We start from the raw sequence: 19828 nt of genomic DNA on the forward strand, positions 1-19828 counted from the left end.
CAGCTGCACATAATCAGCTTAATAATTTTCATGGCACGCATTTTTTTAATTGGTTATATGGGCAGCGGCAAAACTACGCTTGGCCGCAAACTGGCAACCCGCCTAAATTATCAGTTCATTGACCTCGACCATGTGCTGGAAGAGCAAGCAGGTATGACCATTGCCGAATACTTTGCCAGTTTTGGCGAAACTGCTTTCCGCGTGGCGGAATCAGAAATATTGAAAAGTACAGCTTATCCCGAAAACGCAGTAATATCAACCGGCGGCGGGCTACCTTGCTTTTTTGATAACATGGAGTGGATGAATGTCAATGGAATTACGCTGTATATTAACCTGACTCCAAAAGCCTTAATAAGCCGTTTGGGCAATAATAAAGACGACCGCCCCATTTTACGAGACAAGCATGGCGACGAACTACTGGCATTTATTACCGAAAAGCTGGAAGAAAGAAATGCATTTTACCTAAAAGCAAACATTATAGCCGATGGCCTCAGCCTCACAGCTGAAAAGGCGGCTGCGTTAGCTGCCGAAAAAACCGAGTTATAGCATTTATTGCTTCAAGAGGTAGCTAAACTAACGTAATTAAGCCCTTTTGCTGTAAACGATTGAGGTAAGTATTTATTTCAGCATCACCCATACCATAAATTGCTTCATCGCGCCAAAAGGCTTCATAAATTCCCTCACGGTTGATTATACCATTCTGGTAAATAAGTAAAAGTTTTTCTTCAATATAATTTAAACCTTGTTCATTCACCTCTAACCTGCGCACCTGTGCTTCAAGGGCAAATTTTAGTTGATGAAGCCCACCCCAAAATGGAGTGCTGTCTATAAAGCGGTCTAACTTATCAGCATTAAATGTATTATAAGCTCGCCAGGCTTCACTAGCTAACTTAAAATCATATTCACCTAGGTGCAGGCGGTTATCGTATAACACTTCAAGTTGCTTGCCGGTCAACTGACCCATTCCTTTGAAGTTTAATACCCCCGGGAAATAATCAGGACAAATAAGGTAAATTTCCGGGCCTGATAGGTCAACTTGCTGTTGCAGCAATTGCATTACACCAAGCATGTTTACCTGGCAATGCAAATCAAAGTCAAACCACAAAGTAATATCGATGTAAGGTTGGTTTAGCTTTTCCAGTTCATACAGTACCTTATGCTCATAACCGTCGGGCGTATCATTAAAAGTAACACTGGTATATTTCTGTCGTTCATGCCAAAAATCTGCATCTAACTTTACTGCTAACGGTCCTTCAGAAAATACCTCGCGCCAAACTAAAACATCGCCATCAATACCGGTATCATTAAATCCTTGCAAGGTGGCATCGCCATTAAGAATATGAAGCTGAGACATGAGCAACAAGTAATTTACCGAATTAGTGAGTGATTGATTTGCCTATTTTCAAATATATAGCAATTGTGGCCACCTAATGTTTTAAATTCAGTCATTCACATCATCACTTCCTCGCTGGTTAATTAAAACTATTAAATTTACCACCAATGAAAAAACTGCTGCCCCTGTTAAGCATGGCTTTGCTGTTTGGTAAAGCCCAAGCCCAGTTAACCCCATTTGAGCAAAGTACCGATAAAAATACTACAGCTACATATGCCGAGGTTATGACTTATTACCCTAAACTGGTGAAGCAGTTTCCGCAGCAGCTAAAGCTTTTTAACTATGGCAGTACCGATGCTGGCAAGCCCTTAACGCTGGTAGTGCTATCAAAGGACGGCAACTTTGACCCGGTCAAAATCAAACAGCAGAATAAAAGGGTTATCGTTATAAATAACGGCATACATCCCGGCGAGCCCGAAGGCATTGATGCCAGTATGATGCTGGTGCGTGATATGCTGAAAAAAAAGCAATTGCCCAATGATGTGGTAGTGTGCTTTATTGCCCTTTACAATATTGACGGCAGCTTAAACCGTGGACAATCTCGTGTGAGCCAAAACGGACCGCGGGCGTATGGTTTCAGGGGAAATTACCGCAATCTTGACCTTAACCGCGATTTTATTAAAGCTGATAGCCGCAACGCACTTGCCTTTTTGCAAATACTGAATACCTGGCAGCCGGATGTCTTTTTAGATAACCATGCCAGCAATGGGGCAGACTACCAGTACGTAATGACGCTTATTGAAACCCAAAAAAATAAGCAGCACTCTATACTGGCAGAATACACAGCCAACACACTATCACCGGAACTTTATAAACGCATGGATAAAAGCGGTTATGAGATGATTCCGTATGTTGAAAGTTTGAAACGCTCGCCCGATTCGGGCATTGTGGCATTTTTAGAAACGCCGCGTTTTTCAACCGGCCATACCGTTCAGCATAATATTATAAGCTATGTAACCGAAACACATATGCTTAAACCCTACGATAAAAAAGTTTATGCCACTTATGAATTTATGCACCACCTGATTGATGTTTGCCAGCGCGATGCTAAACAAATTGGTGAACTTAAGCAGAAAGCCGATGAACAGGTAAAACAGCAAAAAACCTTTGCCCTAACCTGGGCTTTAGATGAGCAGAAGTTTGACAATATTACCTTTAAAGGCTATGAGGCTGGGTATAAAAGTAGTGACATTAGCGGTTTGCCACGCTTGTATTATGACCGAACCAAGCCCTGGACAAAAACCATTAAATACTATAATACTTATAAAGCAACACTTACAGCCGATAAGCCAGTGGCCTACGTTATTCCGCAAGCCTGGGGTAAAATAGTTGATTTGTTCAAACTTAATAAGGTTGCCATGCAGCGCTTGAAGCATGACACTACCCTAAACGTACAAACTTATTATATAACCGATTATAAAACAGTTGCGCGCCCTTATGAAGGCCATTACCTCCACAGCGGCGTACAGCTTAATGTGGTTAACAATAACAAGGTTAAATTTTATGAAGGGGATTATGTGGTATACACAAACCAGGCTATAAACCGGTATATTATAGAAACATTGGAACCGCAAGCCGTTGACTCTTTTTTTGCCTGGAACTTTTTTGATTCGATGCTAAGCCAGAAGGAGCATTACTCCGATTATGTTTTTGAAGACATTGCTGCACAATACCTTAAAGCCCACCCGGAGCTACAGCAAAAACTGGATGAGGAAAAGGCGCGTAACCCGCAGCTTGCTAAAAGCGCCGGGGCGCAGTTGGAATTTGTATATAAAAACTCACCTTTTTACGAAAACACATACCTGCGTTACCCTGTTGCACGTTTAATTACCAACACCAAACTCGATTTACAATAGATGGAACAATATTTACAAGCGGCTCCGGTAGCCTCATTCATATTCATTATTACTATTGCACTTTCATTATGGGCTTTTTCAAACGAGCGCCTTTACGGTGAGTTTATGCTGCACCCTTACAGCGTGGCCCGTGGTCAGCGCGTATGGACCCTTGTTACCAGCGGCTTTATTCACCGAGATTGGGCACACCTGCTGTTTAACATGTGGTCTTATTTTATATTTGCTCCTACCCTTGAAACGCTTATTGGCCATTGGCAATTTGCCCTGCTATACTTTTGCAGCTTAATTTTAAGCGATTTGCCTACGGTTAGCAAGTTTAAAGAAGCGTACAATTATCATAGTCTCGGGGCTTCGGGCGCAATAAGTGCGGTGCTATTCAGCTATATACTTTTCTTTCCAATGAACCGCATTGGTGTTTTCCCAATTCCGTTTGGAATACCTGCAGTTTTATTTGGCGTGCTTTACCTTATTTATTGTGTGTATGCTTCGCGCCAGGCACGGGGCACCATTAATCATGATGCACACTTCTTTGGAGCATTAAGCGGTATCATGATCACCGTTTTGCTTTATAATGACGTGCTGCTGAATTTTGTTGAGCAGATAAGAGCTTCATTTTAAACAATATACTGACTAGCGATGTTACACTAAGATTACACTATTAAATGTTTAAACATATATTTTTGTATAATCTTAATCAGCAACATCATGTCACTTAAAGAAGCTCTAGCGTGGCGATATGCCACTAAAAAATTTGATCCGTCAAAGAAAATAAGTCAGGATACTTTAGACTATATACTAAACACAGTACAGTTAGCACCATCATCATACGGCTTGCACCACTACAGAATTATTGTGGTTGAGGATGCAGCCATACGCCAGCAGCTTAGGGCGGCCGCTTACAACCAACCGCAGGTTACAGATGCTTCACACCTTATTGTGTTTGCAGCCGAAACTAACATAAATGAGGAATATGTGAAACGGTATGTAGATGAAGTTGCCCGCATACGCAGTACCGATCGCTCCGCTCTTGCCGGCTTTGAAGATATGTTGTTAAATAAAGTTTCATCGCTTTCTGCCGAAGAAAGTTTAGTGTGGGCACATAAGCAAGCCTACCTAGGGCTTGGCGTTTTATTGGCTGCTGCATCTGAAGTAAACGTTGATAGCGGCCCGATGGAGGGCTTCGATCCGGCTAAATTTGATGAAATTTTAGGTTTGAAGGAACTTGGTTTAACCACCTCTGTAATATCAGCAATTGGTTACCGTGCAGAAGATGACGAGTACAGTAAATTACCTAAAGTACGTAAATCGGCATCAGACTTGTTTATAAAAATATGAGTGTGATTAAGGCCTCAGTAAAATGAGGCAAAGTTAGTGATGAGTTCTGAATGGGGGATGAAAGCGATATGTGTGAATGAGTCAGCAGGGAGAATTGACTCCCACCTCAGTCAGAACGATCATTAGTGTTTAATAAAGTTGAGGTTGTGAATGCCGGCCAGGGGTGGCCGGCATTTTTTGTTACCAACCTGAGGTTGTTATATTACTGTTAGTTGTGGAAACAAGTTCCCTATGTGAGGTTGTCCTTATACACTCCCAATTTACCTAATGGTTAAATATTGCGTAAAGGGCATAAATACATATGGCACATCAATTGACAATACCTACATATATGACTAAAAACATGTTTAAAAAAATTTTGGTGGTTGAAGATGACCACAAAACGCTATCATCGTTATATACCTTGCTGATGCAGCATGGCTATGAGGTGCAAACTCTAACCGAAGCTGAATATGTTTTTCAGGAGGTTACAGCGTTTAACCCGCACCTTATTTTGCTTGGCGCTTTAAGCCACGGTTCAAACGGCGCTATGATTTGTGCAGCATTGAAATCGGCACCTTCAACAAGTAAAATACCGGTTATATCGGTGCTTGGCAGCAAGCAGTCGTTAGTGAAGCTTTACGAAAACGCCGATTGCTCTCCTGATGATTTTATAATGAAACCTATAAATGCACAGGTGCTGCTTAACAAAATTGAATATCGCTTTATAGCTAATTAAACCTGCTTATAGCAAAAACTATTACCTGCAAAACTATATTGGCGTAAACACCTGCTAATACATCATCCATCATAACTCCCGTTCCTCCTTTCAGGTCTTCCATTTTACGTATGCCCAAAGGCTTCAGCATGTCAAAAAACCTGAACAATATTAAGCCGATAATTAAATTCTGTGTAGTAAGCGAAATAAACAGCAGGGTAACCATTTGTCCGGCAACCTCGTCAATAACAACGCGGTAGCTGTCTTTACCCCAGTCGGGCTCAACCTGGTTACCCACATATATACCTAATAGAGTTATTACTACTGTTGCTAAAGGTAATACCCATACCTGCTGCAACCATAACTGCTCATTTGCAAAATAAATAAGCAGGCAAGTTACTATAGCCGCAATAGTGCCGCCACCTTTAATATATCCTATGCCTCCCCACGAGGCTATGACTTTATTGAGGTTCATACTAATGTTGCGAAGTTAGAAAAAACCAGGTGTTAGCAGCACCATAAACATTACACACCATGCGTTTGTAAATGATTAAACTTATTTTGGCTGATTTAAACATTTTACCCTATTTGCGCCCATGATACAGAAACCGCACGCCCTGATATTTGATATGAACGGAACCATGATTAACGATATGGATTACCATACAAAAGCGTGGCAACGTATATTTAATGAAGAACTTGGCGGCAACTTTACCTGGGATGAGGTTAAAGTGCAGATGTATGGCAAAAACCCCGAAGTTTTAGAGCGTGTATTTGGCGCGCAGCGTTTTACCGAAGATGAAAAAATTGAGTTATCATTAGCTAAAGAAAAACGATACCAGCAGGAGTACCTGCCACAGTTGGCCCTACTGCCCGGCTTAGCCGAATTTTTAGAACGTGCTTATCAACTAAATATTCCCATGGCGATAGCCTCTGCAGCAATTCCTTTTAATATTGACTTCGTACTGGATAACCTCAACATACGCCATTACTTTAAAGCCATTGTAAGCGCTGATGATGTTTTGCTAAGCAAGCCTCACCCCGAAACCTTTTTGAAAGCAGCACAACAACTGCAAATTACCCCCACTAATTGCCTGGTATTTGAAGATGTACCAAAAGGTGCAGAAGCTGCTTTAAACGCCCAAATGCCTGCGGTTATACTAACCACTACGCATAAGCCGTATGAGTTTGCGCACCTGCCAAACATTATTCATTACTCTCCCAATTTTAACGGCAGCTTTTTTTCTGAACTACTGTCTTAAAAAGAAAGCCAAGTAAGTGCTGCAGTTGGTATTACACCAAAAAAACCATTCAAGCGTTTAGTATAGCAATTATATTGTATATTAGTTACACTATTAAACTGACATGGATCTTATCTCTGAACTGGCGGAGCTGGCTTTGGCTACGCGTTTAAAAAGGTTGAGCGACCGTTTGGCGCACGATGTAAATAAAATTTACAAAGAGCTAAATCTTAACTTTGAATCAAAGTGGTTTTTGGTACTTGAGTTACTTAACCGGAGAAAAACCCTGTCAATAGTTGACATTGCCGAAGAACTTAAGCTTACCCATCCGGCCATAGTGCAGTTTGTTGATCAAATGCTGAGCGCTAAGCTTATAAATGCCCATAAAGATAAAACCGACGGCAGGAAACGCCTGGTATCACTGTCGGCAAATGGTAAAAAGCTGTTACGGGAGCTTGCCCCGGTACTTGACGCTATTAAAATTGAAAACGAAAACTGGCTCACCCAGGCCGATAACAATTTACTGGTAACTATAGCACAATTAGAAAAGGCTTTGGAAGAAAAAAACATGTACGAGCGCATAAAAACACGTTTAGAGCCGCCAATGCAAGCCCCGGTTATATAATTGTGCATTATGTGCCTGCCATTTGATGCGTACTTTTTGTTATCAATAAGTCACAACGTTAAGCTATAAGTAATATATTTTCAAATAATTCCGGTTGGTTGTAACCATTTAAACGGTAATGCAGTATAAGTCAATGATTCTTGAAAAGGCCAAATAAAATGGCTTTTAAATCAACAAAACGCTGACTAACTGCATTTTACAAATGAAAATTATTTTTATTGCTGCTTTATACCTTTCATGCTGCTCTTACTTCGTACATGCTCAAACGCAGCCCGTGGCACCGGTTGCCCCAAGAAATAAAATTTCTTTTCAATTGCAGGCGGGTACGCAAGGTATTGGTGGCGATTTGCGTTATGGTTTAACCAACCGCGTTTCGCTAAGGGGCGGCGCCTCTTTTATACCTGTAAAAGCCAATAACGTTTTTACCTTCTCGGGGTTCGACTCAAATAACAGCCTGTCGGTTAAATTCTCTAATGTTCATCTTTGGGCTGATGTTGTTCTATTTAAAAAACTTCAGGGCTTACGCCTGGTAACCGGTGCTGGCTACTTATTTAAGGCCAACGGTAACATTAATGTGCTGCCAACCGGAACTTACTCGGTAGGCAACTATAAAATAACTCCTGCCGATTTAGGATCGCTTAACATTGATATGAGCTGGCGAGGCGTTGCACCTTACCTTGGGCTTGGTTTATTCAAAGGATTTCCTAAAAATCGCTTCAATGTAAACCTTGATTTAGGTACGTACTATTTGTCATCGCCTAAATCAAAAGTTACCGGCACCGAAATGCTGGCCGATAACTACAAACTTGAGCCGCAACTTAACGCCAATATGAAATGTTACCGCTGGCTGCCTGTTGCTCAGCTAAACTTTAACTTCCGTTTACGCTAAAAATCCTGATAAAATTTATACTATGAAATTATTTACCAAATCTGCTTTGGTTGCCGTTGCCTGTGTTGTTTTGATTGGTGCTGAGGCCTGTAAAAAGCCAATTGACGATCTGGACATTATTGTAAATACGGGTACATTATCAACCACACCCATGCTTGTGCAGTTTGTTAACGCCAATACAGCAAGCACAACTAAGCTGCCTGATGCCTTCAAGGTAACCGTAACCGGTACAGGAGCACAGTATTTACAAGTTGATGGCGGCGGAAAGAACTTTACTGCGTTAAAGGGTTACCTGCCTTTAAGTTTAGTAAAAGGTGCAGTACCCACTAAAAACAACCCTATTACTTTTTGCATATCGGCTACGTTACCGGGCTACGCACCTATATCGCAAACTATAACATTAACCAGCACGTCACCATCGGCGCCGGTTATTAAACTGGTTGAGTATGCCAAACCGGTAAACGGCACTACCGCCATCACACGCGAAAACAGTGTTACAGCAGGTACTACTGCTACCATTAATATTAACACACCAACCGGCAATGGCGTAGATGAAGCCAGCCGCATTAATATAACCACCGGCACCAAATTACTTGATGCCGATAACAACCCAATCAACGCCTCTCAGCTATCATCAAAAATAGTTTACTTTGGTACGGGAAATGAAAACGCGGCAGCTGCATTTCCAGGTGGGTTTGATTTGATTAATGCCATTGGCCCTAACGGACAGCCGGTTAACAACGGAGCAACATTTGTTACCGCCGGACTGCTTTCTATTGACATGACCGCAGGCTCAACTGCAGTGAAGGCCTTTTCAAAGCCAGTAAACGTTACCATGGAAATTAACCCTGATCTTATAAACCCGCAAACTAAAAAAGCGGTTAAAGCGGGCGACGCCATACCTGTTTGGAGCCTTAACGAGCAAACCGGCCAGTGGAAGTATGAAAGTAATACTACCATTGCCTATAATAGCAATAACAAGCTTTCGGTAAGTTTTCCAATAACGCACCTATCAGCGTGGAGCGCAAACTGGTACACTGCCAATTGCAGTTCTGATTTAAATGTAAATGTGCATATACCAAATACCGACGAAGATATAAACGGCAATTACCAAATAAGCCTGGTTACAGCAAACGACCAGCCGGTAGCAAGCGCCATTACATCTTCTATAAGAAATGGTTTCAAAGCCGTTTTAAGCAACTTTCCATCAGACGCCGGCGATTTAAAAGTTGTAGTATATGCACAAACAGCTAGCGGCCTTAATAAGTTAGGCGAAACATCGTTTTTTGAGGCTTGCGGCAAGGGATCTGTTGATGTAACGCTTACTGGCATAACTGTTATTGATTATGTACAAACCACAGTTAAAGTAAGCGCGCGTTGTACCAATCAGCGGGTAGTAGCTCAGCCATCAACCTGGTTAACGCTAAAAGACAATACAACCGGCCAAAGCATTAACATTTATATGACTGATGGTGTATCATCGGCCAACCTTATAAACGGACATACTTACAGCATCAGCACTACCTTTGCAGGTAAAAATTACAACTCTGCTTCGTTCAAGCTTGATAAAACGGCAGGTGTTAATATCCCATCAGTTGATGGCCTGAGTGGAACGGCTAACTACGACCAAACCACTGATGCCATTACGGTTGAGGCTAAATTTGTACTGGCAGATTGTAATTAAGCCTATAAATAGTTGTAAACAAAGAAAGCCGATGGTGTCATCGGCTTTCTTTGTTTACATATCATGTTTATTAATGAGCCCAAACGAAACCGGCCGTGGTAAATTCCATTATCTGCAAACCAGATTCGTAAAACTCAGCTTGTATATTCATCTTTTTAGATTTTTTTAAACGGCTTATAAATTTTTTCGTGTTGTCTATAAAAAGTAAATCCGAACTGCTATCAGATGCTTCACTACATTCAAAAGTAACAGGTTTATCATCATCAAACCTTACCATAATGGAAGTACCATCAACGCCTGTATTAAATTGTCCCTTCGAAATGCTAAGCATTACATCGGTTTCCCCATTTTTTTTGCGTATCATAATGCTGCCTGTAGACCCTCCATCATAAGGAAAATCAAAATTAAGCTCATTATTTGCCTCAATGTCGGCAAAATACTTCTTCTTCGACGTCATTTTATCTTCTTCTTCTTTGTAAGTCCATTTTGAAGTATTTTCAGCAGGTTTTTCTTTTGCTTGCGAAGAATCCGTTTCTATTATAGCAGAGGTGTCGACAGTTATAGAATCTGACAATGAAGAAGATGAAGTGCTTGAGCCGCAAGATGAAAACAAGCCGGCCATAAGTAATAAGGTAAAGATTTTTTTCATTTTAAGTGATTTGTTTGCGCTAAAATAATTCTATTTTCAAAAAACAAAAACGTTTTTGCTATTTTTTTTAGCATTTTATTAGGGTGGGTTATATCTTAACATAGCGGCCTAAATAGATTGAGTTGGTTTTAAACAACAAAGGTTGCCTTAAGAAAGGCAACCTTGAATAGAATAGCTAATATTTATCTATTCAACCGTGTTGGTCCTGTTTAGCCTGATTGCCGCCAGCAGGTAGTAAAAAGCCCCAAAGGCCGAATATCCCGCCAGGTTTACAATGCCCATGTTTGGCGAATGTGCCATGGCAATGAAGGAAACTCCGGCCAAAACCGATTGCCCGCCGCTTATGATCATGGGCCATTGCCCACCCAAAGCCCGTCTGCGCTTAATGCCCAGCACCAATTGAATTAGTCCGGTAAGCATGGCCCATACGCCAAATACAATTAATGCTTCGGGAACGCCTTTTTGTATGGCAATAGCCACCGCAATAGTGGTAAGTATGCTTATTACCGTGTTAATGTACTGTGGCAACAGGCTGGTGCCCGCGTTTTTATTGGCGCGGATATCCAGCAAAGTACCTACCACATCCCAGGCGGGATAAATTATTAAAAGCACGGTAGCAAGGCCCGGCGATGATTTAGCCAACAGCGCTACCAGCGTAACCCATATAACCGAAAATATAGTGCGGATAAAATAAAGTGAGCGCAATGCACGTGTAGTTGGCAGCGCATTGGGTAATGTTGTTGTTGTAGTTGACATGGTTCTAACGTTTATGATCTTTGTATGCCACAAAGGTGAAAACTTAAAAACCCGCAAATTTTCACTTAGGTGAAAAATGAGCGGTGTTATTGTCAACCTGAGATAATTTTGCACCAAAGCCCCCTATTGCTTTTGCTGCAAGCGCTTTTTGATACGTGTTAACGATGGGTTTTTTATGCCCAGATACGATGAGATGTGGTAAGCTGCCACCCGGTTCACAATACCAGGGTGCTCTTTCAGCATTTTAAGGTAGCGTTCTTCGGGGGTGTTGAATAAAAACTCTTCTGTACGCGATTGGGAGTAATTGAAGAACAGCTCGGCTATTAAGCGGCCAAACTTTTGCCAGCCGGTTGGCGTGCTGTAAAGGTATTGCAGATCGGTGTAATGGATGGACAGTATTTCCGCATCTTCCAATGCCTCAATAAAGTAGTAACACGGGTACTGGTTAATAAAGCTACGGAACGAAACCAGGAACTGCTGCTCCGAAAAAAAGTACATGTTCTTTTCTTCCTGCGTTTCGGGATGTATAAAGTAAACCCTGAATATCCCGCTAACAATAAGCGCCAGATCGGCACATACAAAGTTCTGCATGTTAAAAAACTCGCCTTTGGCAATTTTGCGGCTACGCCAATAGGTTAAACTTACCGCTACATCATTATCGGTAAGGGCAGCAAAGGGTATGAGTACATCGTTTAAAAACTGTTGTTTGCTGTTCATGTGCCGGGCAAAAATCTAAGATAGTGTTACGGCACCTTACGGGCGTGGCATTCCTGCATATTTTACAGTAACGTGTAGGTTGGTAACATCATCAACACACGGCCAAAATCTCTTTTTTCTTCGTTCGTCATTTTTGTGGTTTATACCTAACTTTGCCCAGCAAAAATTATAGCAAAAACTATGAATTTCAGAACCGAACATGACACCATGGGCGCGGTACAGGTACCGGCCGATAAATACTGGGGCGCACAAACAGAGCGTTCACGCAACAATTTTAAAATTGGCCCAGAAGCTTCAATGCCGAAAGAAATTATTGCTGCCTTTGCCTACCTAAAAAAAGCTGCAGCTTACACCAATACCGATTTAGGCGTATTAGCTGCTGAAAAACGCGACCTGATTGCCCGGGTTTGTGACGAAATTTTGGATAACAAACTTGAAGGTGAGTTTCCGTTAGTAATATGGCAAACTGGTTCGGGTACTCAAAGCAACATGAACGTTAACGAGGTTGTTGCTAACCGTGCGCATGTTTTACAAGGCAACACCCTGGGTGAAGGCAAAACCTTTATTCACCCAAATGATGATGTAAACAAGTCACAATCATCAAACGATACCTACCCTACTGCAATGCACATTGCAGCTTACAAAATATTAATTGACGTTACCATTCCGGGTATCGAAAAATTACGCGACACCTTAAAAGCAAAATCAGAAGCTTTTAAAAGTGTAGTTAAAATTGGCCGTACGCACTTAATGGATGCAACCCCCCTAACCTTAGGACAGGAGTTTTCAGGCTATGTGTCACAATTAGACCATGGTTTAAAAGCGCTGCGTAACACGTTAGATCACCTTTCAGAGCTTGCTTTGGGTGGTACTGCCGTAGGTACGGGCATTAACACGCCAAAAGGTTATGATGTTAAAGTTGCCGAGTACATTGCACAGTTTACCGGCTTACCATTCATCACTGCCGAAAATAAATTTGAGGCATTGGCTGCTCATGACGCTATTGTGGAAACCCACGGTGCACTGAAACAAATTGCAGTAGCTTTAATGAAAATTGCTAACGATATCCGGATGCTGGCTTCTGGTCCGCGCTCAGGTATTGGCGAAATTCATATTCCTGATAATGAGCCAGGCTCATCAATTATGCCGGGTAAAGTTAATCCAACCCAAAATGAGGCTGTTACCATGGTAGCTGCACAAGTTATGGGTAATGATGTTGCCATTTCAATAGGTGGCTCAAACGGTCATTACGAATTAAACGTATTTAAACCGGTTATGGCTGCAAACTTCCTGCAATCGGCTCGTTTAATTGGTGATGCCTGCGTATCATTTAATGACCATTGTGCAGTTGGTATTGAGCCAAACTACGAGGGCATTAAAAAACACCTTGAAAATTCATTAATGCTGGTAACCGCGCTTAATCCGCACATTGGTTACGACAATGCAGCAAAAATTGCTAAAACAGCGTTAAAAGACGGCCTGTCACTTCGCGAAGCTGCCCTTAAACTTGAGTTGTTAACCAACGAACAGTTTGACCAGTGGGTACGCCCCGAAGACATGATTGGAAGTTTAAAATAACTGCTATCCTTAAATCCCTCTCCAATGGAGAGGGACTTTTTTTTGTTTATGCTAAAAAAGCTCTTTATCCTTCCTTATTCGCCCGTACTCTTACTCGTAGCTTTTAGCTGCTGGCTTATAGCATTTACATCTTGCGCGCCTAACGCAAACATGCAGGGCCGTGGCAGCGATGCCATGCAGGGGGAATGGAAACAAGTACCCGAAGCCCTGAACAATCAATTAGTAACTTATACTTTATATAACTTTAAGTTTACCTGCGATTCGTTTTTTGTGGCCATGCAAACCCATAGCCGCGTTAACTACGGTACCGACACCTGCATGAACAAAGGCCAATGGACAGAGTATGTAAAGGGTCGTTATCAGCAAACAAAAGATACGGTTTGGATGAGAGGCTTTTTTTGTAATCCAAACTATAGTCTTAAAAATCCGGGCGGGTGCTTCAGATCAGGAGTTTACGAGGTTTATTTTAAAGTTGAAAACGTAGCAGATACGTTACTCAGGCTTACGCCAACATCAAGCGTTTTGCCTGTAACTTTGCACTTGGTTAAACGCACAAACTGTGTTCCCAAACCACTATAAAACATGAAAACTAATTTGTTAAAGAAACTATTGATTGGAGCTGCCATTATTTATGCTCCACTGCAAAGCATGGCCTGGGGCGATAAGGGGCACCGTATAGTTGGCCAAATAGCTTCGAGCTATTTAACTCCCAAGGCCCGTGCCGCGGTAAAAGCTATTTTAGGTAACGAGAGTATTGCCATGACCAGTACCTGGGCCGATTTTATAAAGTCAGACCCATCTTACAGTTACCTATCATCATGGCATTATATTGATTTTGATAAACCGTTTAACTACCCCGAACTGCAATCTTTTTTAAAGCAGGACACCAGCGTTGATGCTTATACCAAAATGCAGTTTATGATAGGTGAACTTAAGAAAAAATCGCTTCCGCAAGAGAAGAAACTACTTTACCTGCGTATGCTGATTCATGTGGTTGAAGATGTGCATCAACCTATGCATACCGCTCACACCGATGATAAAGGGGGTAATGATTATAAAGTGCAATGGTTTAACGAGCCATCAAACCTGCACTCGGTTTGGGACAGTAAATTAATTGAATTTCAAAACCTGAGTTATACCGAATATGCATCGGCCATTAACTTTACTACAGTTGCGCAACGTACCGAGTGGCAAAAAGAGCCTATAAGCAAATGGTTATTTGACAGCAAGGAAATTGCCGAGAAAATATATGCCGGTACCCAGCGTGATGAAAAGATAGGCTACAAGTATAACTTTCAGTTTGTAGGCATACTGAACCAGCAACTGCTTAAAGGCGGTGTACACTTAGCCGGTTTGCTGAATCAGATATTTGCTTAATATTTGCGCAACCGGTACCTAAAAGCATGAAGATATTGATGATATGCCTTGGCAACATTTGCCGCTCGCCGTTGGCAGAGGGCATTATGCAGCATCTTGTACAGCAACGAGGGCTTGATTGGACGGTTGACTCGGCAGGTACCGGTGGCTGGCATGTTGGGCAATGCCCCGATTACCGGTCTGTAAGTGTTGCAAAAAGTTACGGGGTGGATATAAGCAAACAGGTTTGCCGTCAATTCAGTGTGAGCGATTTTGACAACTTCGACCTGTTGCTTGCTATGGATAAAAACAATTTACGCGATATTTTAAGCCTTGCGCGTAATGACAGAGACAAGGCAAAGGTGCGCCTGTTATTAAACAAGCAGGAGGTGCCCGACCCATATTACGATGACAACTCCTTTGACCCTGTTTACAAGCTGGTAGAGGATGGTTGTAAAAAAATAATTGAAGAGTATAATTAACAAAAAACGCCGGTTAAATAATAGCCGGCGTTTTTGTTGAAATGTTATTTAGCTAATCCTGCTTCGGCAAGTAGTAACAGCAAGGCACGTTGTGTTGCCTGGTATCCTTTATCATCTAAAAACCATTCGCCCAAGGCGTGCGCTCCGCCCGATTTACCTCCACTACCAATGGTTACTGCGGGAATACCTTGTGATATTGGTATGTTGGCATTAGTTGAACTTACCGCCAACATGGGCAATGTTCCAAAGTAGCTGGTTGCTGCAATTGCACGCTGCACAAAGGGAATTGTTGCATCCTCAACGCCGGATGGCCGGTCTCCGGTCATTTTTATGTCTAATGTGAGGTCTGCACCACGCATCTTCATTGCATTTTCTTCATTTAAGGCTCTTTTTACAGCGGCTTGTAAAAGCTTATCAATTGCCGCAACCCTTGCCGGGTCCTCTGAGCGCATGTCAACATCCATCCATGATTCAAACGGAATTGAGTTAACCGATGTACCGCCCCCAATTACGCCAACGTTATAAGTTAAGCGGGCTCCAGGTTGCCTAACCAGTTTATCAGCATCAGTTATCCAGTAATGAATTGCCCGGGCCAGCGCATTATGTGGATTTGCCATGCCAAAGGCACCTGATGAGTGTCCACCCGGCCCTTTATAAGTAATGCGGTAACGGTGCGATCCTAACCCACGATGAACAATGCCATCCATACCTGTACCATCTACTGCAATATAGGTATCAATTTTGCCGGGGCCTTTGTCACTAAACAGATTTTTCACCCCGCGTAAATCACCCGGTCCTTCCTCACCAACAGCACCTATAAACAGTACATCAGCCTCAGTTTCTAAGCTGTTTTTCTCCATGGCTTTAAGTACCGTTAGTACTACGGCTAATGCGCGCGTATCATCAGCAATGCCGGGAGCATATAGCGTATCAGCCTTATGTTTTACCTTAACATCTGTACCTTCAGGGAAAACAGTGTCGAGGTGGCCTTCCAGTACAACTACCTTTTTACCGGTTTTACCCTTTCGTTTGGCTATCACATTTCCAACGTTATCAATCCAAACCGAGTCGGCTCCTGCAATTTTTAACAGTTCGGCATACTTCTTTGCACGTTCCGTTTCTTTAAATGGAGGTGCAGGTACTTCTGTAAGCAATATATGATCTTTAAGCGTTTCGGGTTGCAAGTCAACTATGGTTTGAAAAGCCTTTTTCACTAGCGGCTTACCCGCTATATCGTTAATTTGCCTGGTGTACGTTTTATTTGCAACGGCCACCCTGGGCTTTTGCGTTACGTCTTCTTGTGCAAATAAGGCTTTACTGCTGAATGTTGCAGCCAGTAAAAAAATGGTTTTAAGTAAGTGTTTCTTCATGCTTGTGGCGGTTGCGTACTGTTACTGTATTGAAAAGTATAAATTATAAAATCAAAAAGCAGGTTTATAATAACATTGTTATGTTTTTACCGCCAACAGGCCGGTAAACTGTTAACTTTGAATTTTTATTTATGCACGGAATTGTAACCAAATCAACAGGCAGCTGGTACCAGGTGCAAACGGCTGATGGCAAACGCTATGACTGCCGTATAAAAGGAAAATTCCGTATTAAAGGGCTTACAACCACTAACCCGGTTGCAGTTGGTGACAAGGTTGACTTTGACCTTGAACCTGATCAGGATCAGGGCGTTATTACCAAACTTTATGATCGCAGGAATTACATTATACGCAAATCAATAAACCTTAGCAAGCAGGCACAAATAATTGCGGCTAACCTTGATCAGGCTTTTTTGGTGGTTACTCTGGCGTCGCCACGTACATCACTGGGGTTTATTGATCGTTTTTTGGTGACTGCAGAAGCATATGACATACCAGCATCATTGGTTTTTAATAAGCTGGATATGTTTAGTGACGAGGGCCTGGAAATTTTGTCTGAGTATAAAGCAATGTACGAAAACCTAGGCTATCCCTGCCACCAGGTTTCGGCACTTGAAGGTACTAATATACCAAACTTAACCGGCCTGCTTAAGGATAAAATCACTCTATTTTCGGGTCACTCGGGTGTCGGAAAGTCAAGTTTAATGAATGCAATACTTCCTGATTTACAGCTGCGTACAACTGAAATATCAGACTGGAGCGACAAGGGGATGCACACTACAACTTTTGCCGAAATGTATGACCTGCCCGGCGGTGGCAACATTATTGACACGCCGGGTATACGCGAGTTAGGCATCATAGACATTGAACAACAAGAGCTTAGTCACTTTTTCCCTGAAATGCGTAAGCGAATGCATGATTGCCGCTTTAACAATTGCCGCCACATAAATGAGCCCGGCTGTGCAGTTTTGGAAGCATTAGAAAACGGCGAAATTGAACCTTCAAGATACGAGAGCTATTTAAGCATTTATCATGGTAACGATACCCGTAGCTAAATTAACGTTGCACTTAATTTTATAGTTATCGGCTTGGGTCTGATAAGCTTTGTCTTATAACGTTTAGCTCCCAAAGTCAAGTTCTACATCATCTGTAACGGCATAACCAGTACAAGTAAGCACCCAGCCCTGGCTAAGCTCAGCATCTGTAAGTACCTCGTTTTTAACAACAGTTACCTTACCGCGGGTACATTTTACAGCACATGCCGCACACACACCTGCGCCACAGCTGTATGGCAAATGAAGGTTATTTTGCAGTGCAGCCTGTAGTATGGTTTGATTTTCGCCCTGTTGCAAATCATGCAGCTTGTTTTGAAAGTTTATCAGTAGTTTTTGAGGGGCAAACGCAACGCCCGATGTAATTACCGGCACCGTTTCAAGCACATAGTTTTCCTTGTGAATTTTCCCAGAGTCAATGCCCATGTAAAGCAGCGTAAGGCGTACCATACGCATGTATGCAAACGGACCGCACAGGTAATAATCAGCTTCAGTAAAGTTTTGTGCCAGATATTGTTTTACTAGTTTTTCAACTACCAAATTATTAAGTCGTTTCCCTTCGTCACTTACCAGGTTAATTATAGTTAATTGGCTTGGGTAACGTTCACTTAGCTTATTCAGCTCGTTTTTGAAAATGATCGATTGCTGGGTTAAATTGCTATACACAAGAATAATACGAGTTAAAGGCTGATGCTTCAGAACGTGTTTGATGTGTGCATAAACAGGAGAAATACCACTGCCAGCCGCAAAGTAAAAAAGTGTTTTGCCTTGTAAATTTTCGGGCAATACAAAGCGGCCGGCCGGTTCAACAGCATTCCAAGCATCACCGGGTTTGCTGTAAGTATGCAAGTAGCGTGTTACTTCGCCGTTTGGAATGCGTTTTATGGTTACAGAAAGCAAGTCCTCATCAGGCGATGAACTGAGAGAGTAAGATCTCCGTATCTCCTCACCATGATGATTAATAACCAGTGTTATAAACTGGCCCGCCTTGTAAATTACCTTGTTGCCCGATACATCGCTTAAATAAAATGTACGGGTATCAGGCGTTTCCTGCTTTATATGCTCAACCTTAAGCTGCATTGTTAAACCGTTATTACCAGTTTACCAAATTGAGACGAGCTACCCATTTTCTCTACTGCCTGCTGCGTTTGTGTTAATGGAAATAGCTCATCAACTACCGGAACAATTTTGTGCGTGTTAATGAATTCGAGCATATTGATAAAATCATCGGGCGAGCCCATCATGGTACCTAATAGTTGTATTTGTTTAGAAAACAGCGTACGCGGATTAAGCTCAGGTATTGAGCCTGCAGTTGCACCAAAAAACACAATGCGCGCTCCTGGATTACAAAGGTCGGGTATTTTAGCAAAATCTTTGCCCAGGGCACTGTCAATTACCACGTCGAAACCGCCGCACATATGCTTTAATTCTTCGGCCCAGTCCTGCGCTTTATAATTTACACCCGCAGCTGCACCTAATTGCCGGGCGCGTTCAATTTTTTGGCCCGAGCCCGAGGTAACAAACACCTGGCAACCTGCTGCAACAGCAAATTGCACCGCATATGTACCCGTACCAGCCCCCGCTCCAACAACCAACACTTTGCTACCGGCTGTTATACCGCCTTTTGTGAACAATGCACGATACGCCGTTAAACCTGCTAGAGGTATGGCTGCAGCCTGTTCGAAGGTAAGATGAGCCGGCTTGGGATGAAGATATTCAACATTTACCTTTACATACTCTGCAAGTGTTCCATCATCAGGCAAACCTAGTATTTTGAAATCTGCACCCTGGTATTGATCATCGTTACCCCAGTTATGTCCGGGATTAATAATTACTTCTTTATTGAGCCATTGCCTGCCGGCTTCGTCTATAGCCTCAACCACTACGCCTGCACCGTCTGACCCTAATATGGTTGGGTATTTGATGCCTGCATATTTCCCTATGGTTATCCAGTAATCACGACGGTTAAGTGCCGCCGCTTTTATTTGTACTAAAACCTCGTTTTGTTGTAAAACGGGCTTTTCTACATCTTTATATGCAAGAGGCTCATCAGGCTCCGTTAATACCATTGCTTTCATAAATTCGAACTACGGCCAAGTTTTAAAGCCTGTTATCAATAAACAGCGCAATGCCACGGCCGACTGATAAATT

Annotated in this window: 22 protein-coding genes; 14 read left to right on the top strand and 8 right to left on the bottom strand. The window is 42.2% G+C overall.

Annotation, left to right across the window (positions count from 1 at the left end; all coding sequences use genetic code 11):
• Nucleotides 1-30 precede the first annotated feature (30 nt).
• On the top strand, nt 31-546 hold the full coding sequence (locus QZ407_RS13705) for a shikimate kinase (protein WP_295772053.1): 516 nt from the start codon (nt 31-33) through the stop codon (nt 544-546).
• Nucleotides 547-568: 22 nt separating this feature from the next.
• On the opposite strand, the gene QZ407_RS13710 is transcribed toward QZ407_RS13705, so the two are convergent.
• Nucleotides 569-1354, bottom strand: coding sequence for a DUF1835 domain-containing protein (locus tag QZ407_RS13710; RefSeq protein ID WP_295772055.1), 786 nt, complete (start codon nt 1352-1354; stop codon nt 569-571).
• 146 nt (nt 1355-1500) lie between these two features.
• On the opposite strand from QZ407_RS13710, the gene QZ407_RS13715 reads away from it, so the two are divergent.
• The 4 genes from QZ407_RS13715 to QZ407_RS13730 all read left to right on the top strand — a co-directional run bounded on the left by QZ407_RS13715 (nt 1501) and on the right by QZ407_RS13730 (nt 5302).
• The gene (locus tag QZ407_RS13715) at nt 1501-3249 is read left to right on the top strand and encodes a M14 family zinc carboxypeptidase (RefSeq protein WP_295772057.1); all 1749 of its coding nucleotides are present in this window, start codon (nt 1501-1503) and stop codon (nt 3247-3249) included.
• Nucleotides 3250-3867, top strand: a complete 618-nt coding sequence (locus QZ407_RS13720) for a rhomboid family intramembrane serine protease (protein ID WP_295772060.1) — start codon at nt 3250-3252, stop codon at nt 3865-3867.
• Between the two features lie 87 nt (nt 3868-3954).
• The gene (locus tag QZ407_RS13725; protein WP_295772062.1) at nt 3955-4584 is read left to right on the top strand and encodes an NAD(P)H-dependent oxidoreductase; all 630 of its coding nucleotides are present in this window, start codon (nt 3955-3957) and stop codon (nt 4582-4584) included.
• A gap of 331 nt (nt 4585-4915) precedes the next feature.
• Entirely contained in the window at nt 4916-5302 is a 387-nt protein-coding gene (locus tag QZ407_RS13730; protein ID WP_295772063.1) for a response regulator, read from the top strand.
• Here QZ407_RS13730 and QZ407_RS13735 read toward each other — a convergent pair.
• Entirely contained in the window at nt 5295-5756 is a 462-nt protein-coding gene (locus tag QZ407_RS13735; RefSeq protein WP_295772066.1) for a phosphatidylglycerophosphatase A, read from the bottom strand. The two genes, QZ407_RS13730 and QZ407_RS13735, sit on opposite strands and share 8 nt — an antisense overlap.
• A gap of 121 nt (nt 5757-5877) precedes the next feature.
• On the opposite strand from QZ407_RS13735, the gene QZ407_RS13740 reads away from it, so the two are divergent.
• The 4 genes from QZ407_RS13740 (at nt 5878) to QZ407_RS13755 (ending at nt 9720) form a co-directional block, all read left to right on the top strand.
• On the top strand, nt 5878-6543 hold the full coding sequence (locus QZ407_RS13740) for an HAD family phosphatase (protein ID WP_295772068.1): 666 nt from the start codon (nt 5878-5880) through the stop codon (nt 6541-6543).
• Between the two features lie 103 nt (nt 6544-6646).
• Complete coding sequence (locus QZ407_RS13745) at nt 6647-7147, top strand: MarR family transcriptional regulator (RefSeq protein WP_295772070.1); 501 nt, start codon at nt 6647-6649, stop codon at nt 7145-7147.
• Between the two features lie 202 nt (nt 7148-7349).
• Entirely contained in the window at nt 7350-8036 is a 687-nt protein-coding gene (locus tag QZ407_RS13750; protein ID WP_295772072.1) for a hypothetical protein, read from the top strand.
• Between the two features lie 22 nt (nt 8037-8058).
• Nucleotides 8059-9720 (top strand): hypothetical protein, encoded by a 1662-nt coding sequence (locus tag QZ407_RS13755; protein ID WP_295772073.1) that lies wholly within the window; start codon nt 8059-8061, stop codon nt 9718-9720.
• A 70-nt stretch (nt 9721-9790) separates the two neighbouring features.
• Here QZ407_RS13755 and QZ407_RS13760 read toward each other — a convergent pair whose 3' ends face one another.
• The 3 genes from QZ407_RS13760 to QZ407_RS13770 all read right to left on the bottom strand — a co-directional run bounded on the left by QZ407_RS13760 (nt 9791) and on the right by QZ407_RS13770 (nt 11842).
• Nucleotides 9791-10369: a hypothetical protein gene (locus tag QZ407_RS13760; protein WP_295772075.1), complete on the bottom strand. Its 579-nt coding sequence runs from the start codon at nt 10367-10369 to the stop codon at nt 9791-9793.
• A 186-nt stretch (nt 10370-10555) separates the two neighbouring features.
• Nucleotides 10556-11125, bottom strand: coding sequence for a DUF308 domain-containing protein (locus QZ407_RS13765; protein WP_295772078.1), 570 nt, complete (start codon nt 11123-11125; stop codon nt 10556-10558).
• A 123-nt stretch (nt 11126-11248) separates the two neighbouring features.
• Nucleotides 11249-11842 (bottom strand): Crp/Fnr family transcriptional regulator, encoded by a 594-nt coding sequence (locus QZ407_RS13770; protein ID WP_295772080.1) that lies wholly within the window; start codon nt 11840-11842, stop codon nt 11249-11251.
• A 180-nt stretch (nt 11843-12022) separates the two neighbouring features.
• On the opposite strand from QZ407_RS13770, the gene fumC reads away from it, so the two are divergent.
• The 4 genes from fumC to QZ407_RS13790 are packed head-to-tail and all read left to right on the top strand — an operon-like array spanning nt 12023 to nt 15258.
• A complete protein-coding gene (gene fumC / locus QZ407_RS13775) occupies nt 12023-13420 on the top strand; it encodes a class II fumarate hydratase (protein ID WP_295772082.1) in 1398 nt (465 codons plus the stop codon).
• Between the two features lie 48 nt (nt 13421-13468).
• Entirely contained in the window at nt 13469-13999 is a 531-nt protein-coding gene (locus QZ407_RS13780; RefSeq protein ID WP_295772085.1) for a fumarate hydratase, read from the top strand.
• A gap of 3 nt (nt 14000-14002) precedes the next feature.
• Complete coding sequence (locus tag QZ407_RS13785) at nt 14003-14797, top strand: S1/P1 nuclease (protein ID WP_157540238.1); 795 nt, start codon at nt 14003-14005, stop codon at nt 14795-14797.
• A gap of 26 nt (nt 14798-14823) precedes the next feature.
• Entirely contained in the window at nt 14824-15258 is a 435-nt protein-coding gene (locus QZ407_RS13790) for a low molecular weight protein-tyrosine-phosphatase (RefSeq protein ID WP_295772089.1), read from the top strand.
• 44 nt (nt 15259-15302) lie between these two features.
• Here QZ407_RS13790 and QZ407_RS13795 read toward each other — a convergent pair whose 3' ends face one another.
• Entirely contained in the window at nt 15303-16628 is a 1326-nt protein-coding gene (locus QZ407_RS13795) for a M20/M25/M40 family metallo-hydrolase (RefSeq protein WP_295772091.1), read from the bottom strand.
• Between the two features lie 131 nt (nt 16629-16759).
• On the opposite strand from QZ407_RS13795, the gene rsgA reads away from it, so the two are divergent.
• Nucleotides 16760-17680 carry a ribosome small subunit-dependent GTPase A gene (gene rsgA, locus QZ407_RS13800; RefSeq protein ID WP_295772093.1) on the top strand — a complete coding sequence of 307 codons (921 nt, stop codon included), beginning with the start codon at nt 16760-16762 and terminating at the stop codon, nt 17678-17680.
• 63 nt (nt 17681-17743) lie between these two features.
• Here the strand turns inward: rsgA and QZ407_RS13805 are convergent, their stop codons facing one another.
• Together QZ407_RS13805 and QZ407_RS13810 are read right to left on the bottom strand one after the other, a co-directional pair.
• Entirely contained in the window at nt 17744-18757 is a 1014-nt protein-coding gene (locus QZ407_RS13805) for a ferredoxin--NADP reductase (RefSeq protein ID WP_295772095.1), read from the bottom strand.
• A gap of 2 nt (nt 18758-18759) precedes the next feature.
• Nucleotides 18760-19755: a zinc-binding dehydrogenase gene (locus tag QZ407_RS13810; RefSeq protein WP_295772096.1), complete on the bottom strand. Its 996-nt coding sequence runs from the start codon at nt 19753-19755 to the stop codon at nt 18760-18762.
• Nucleotides 19756-19828: the final 73 nt, after the last annotated feature.

The organism is uncultured Mucilaginibacter sp., assembly GCF_913773635.1.
Lineage (GTDB): Bacteria > Bacteroidota > Bacteroidia > Sphingobacteriales > Sphingobacteriaceae > Mucilaginibacter.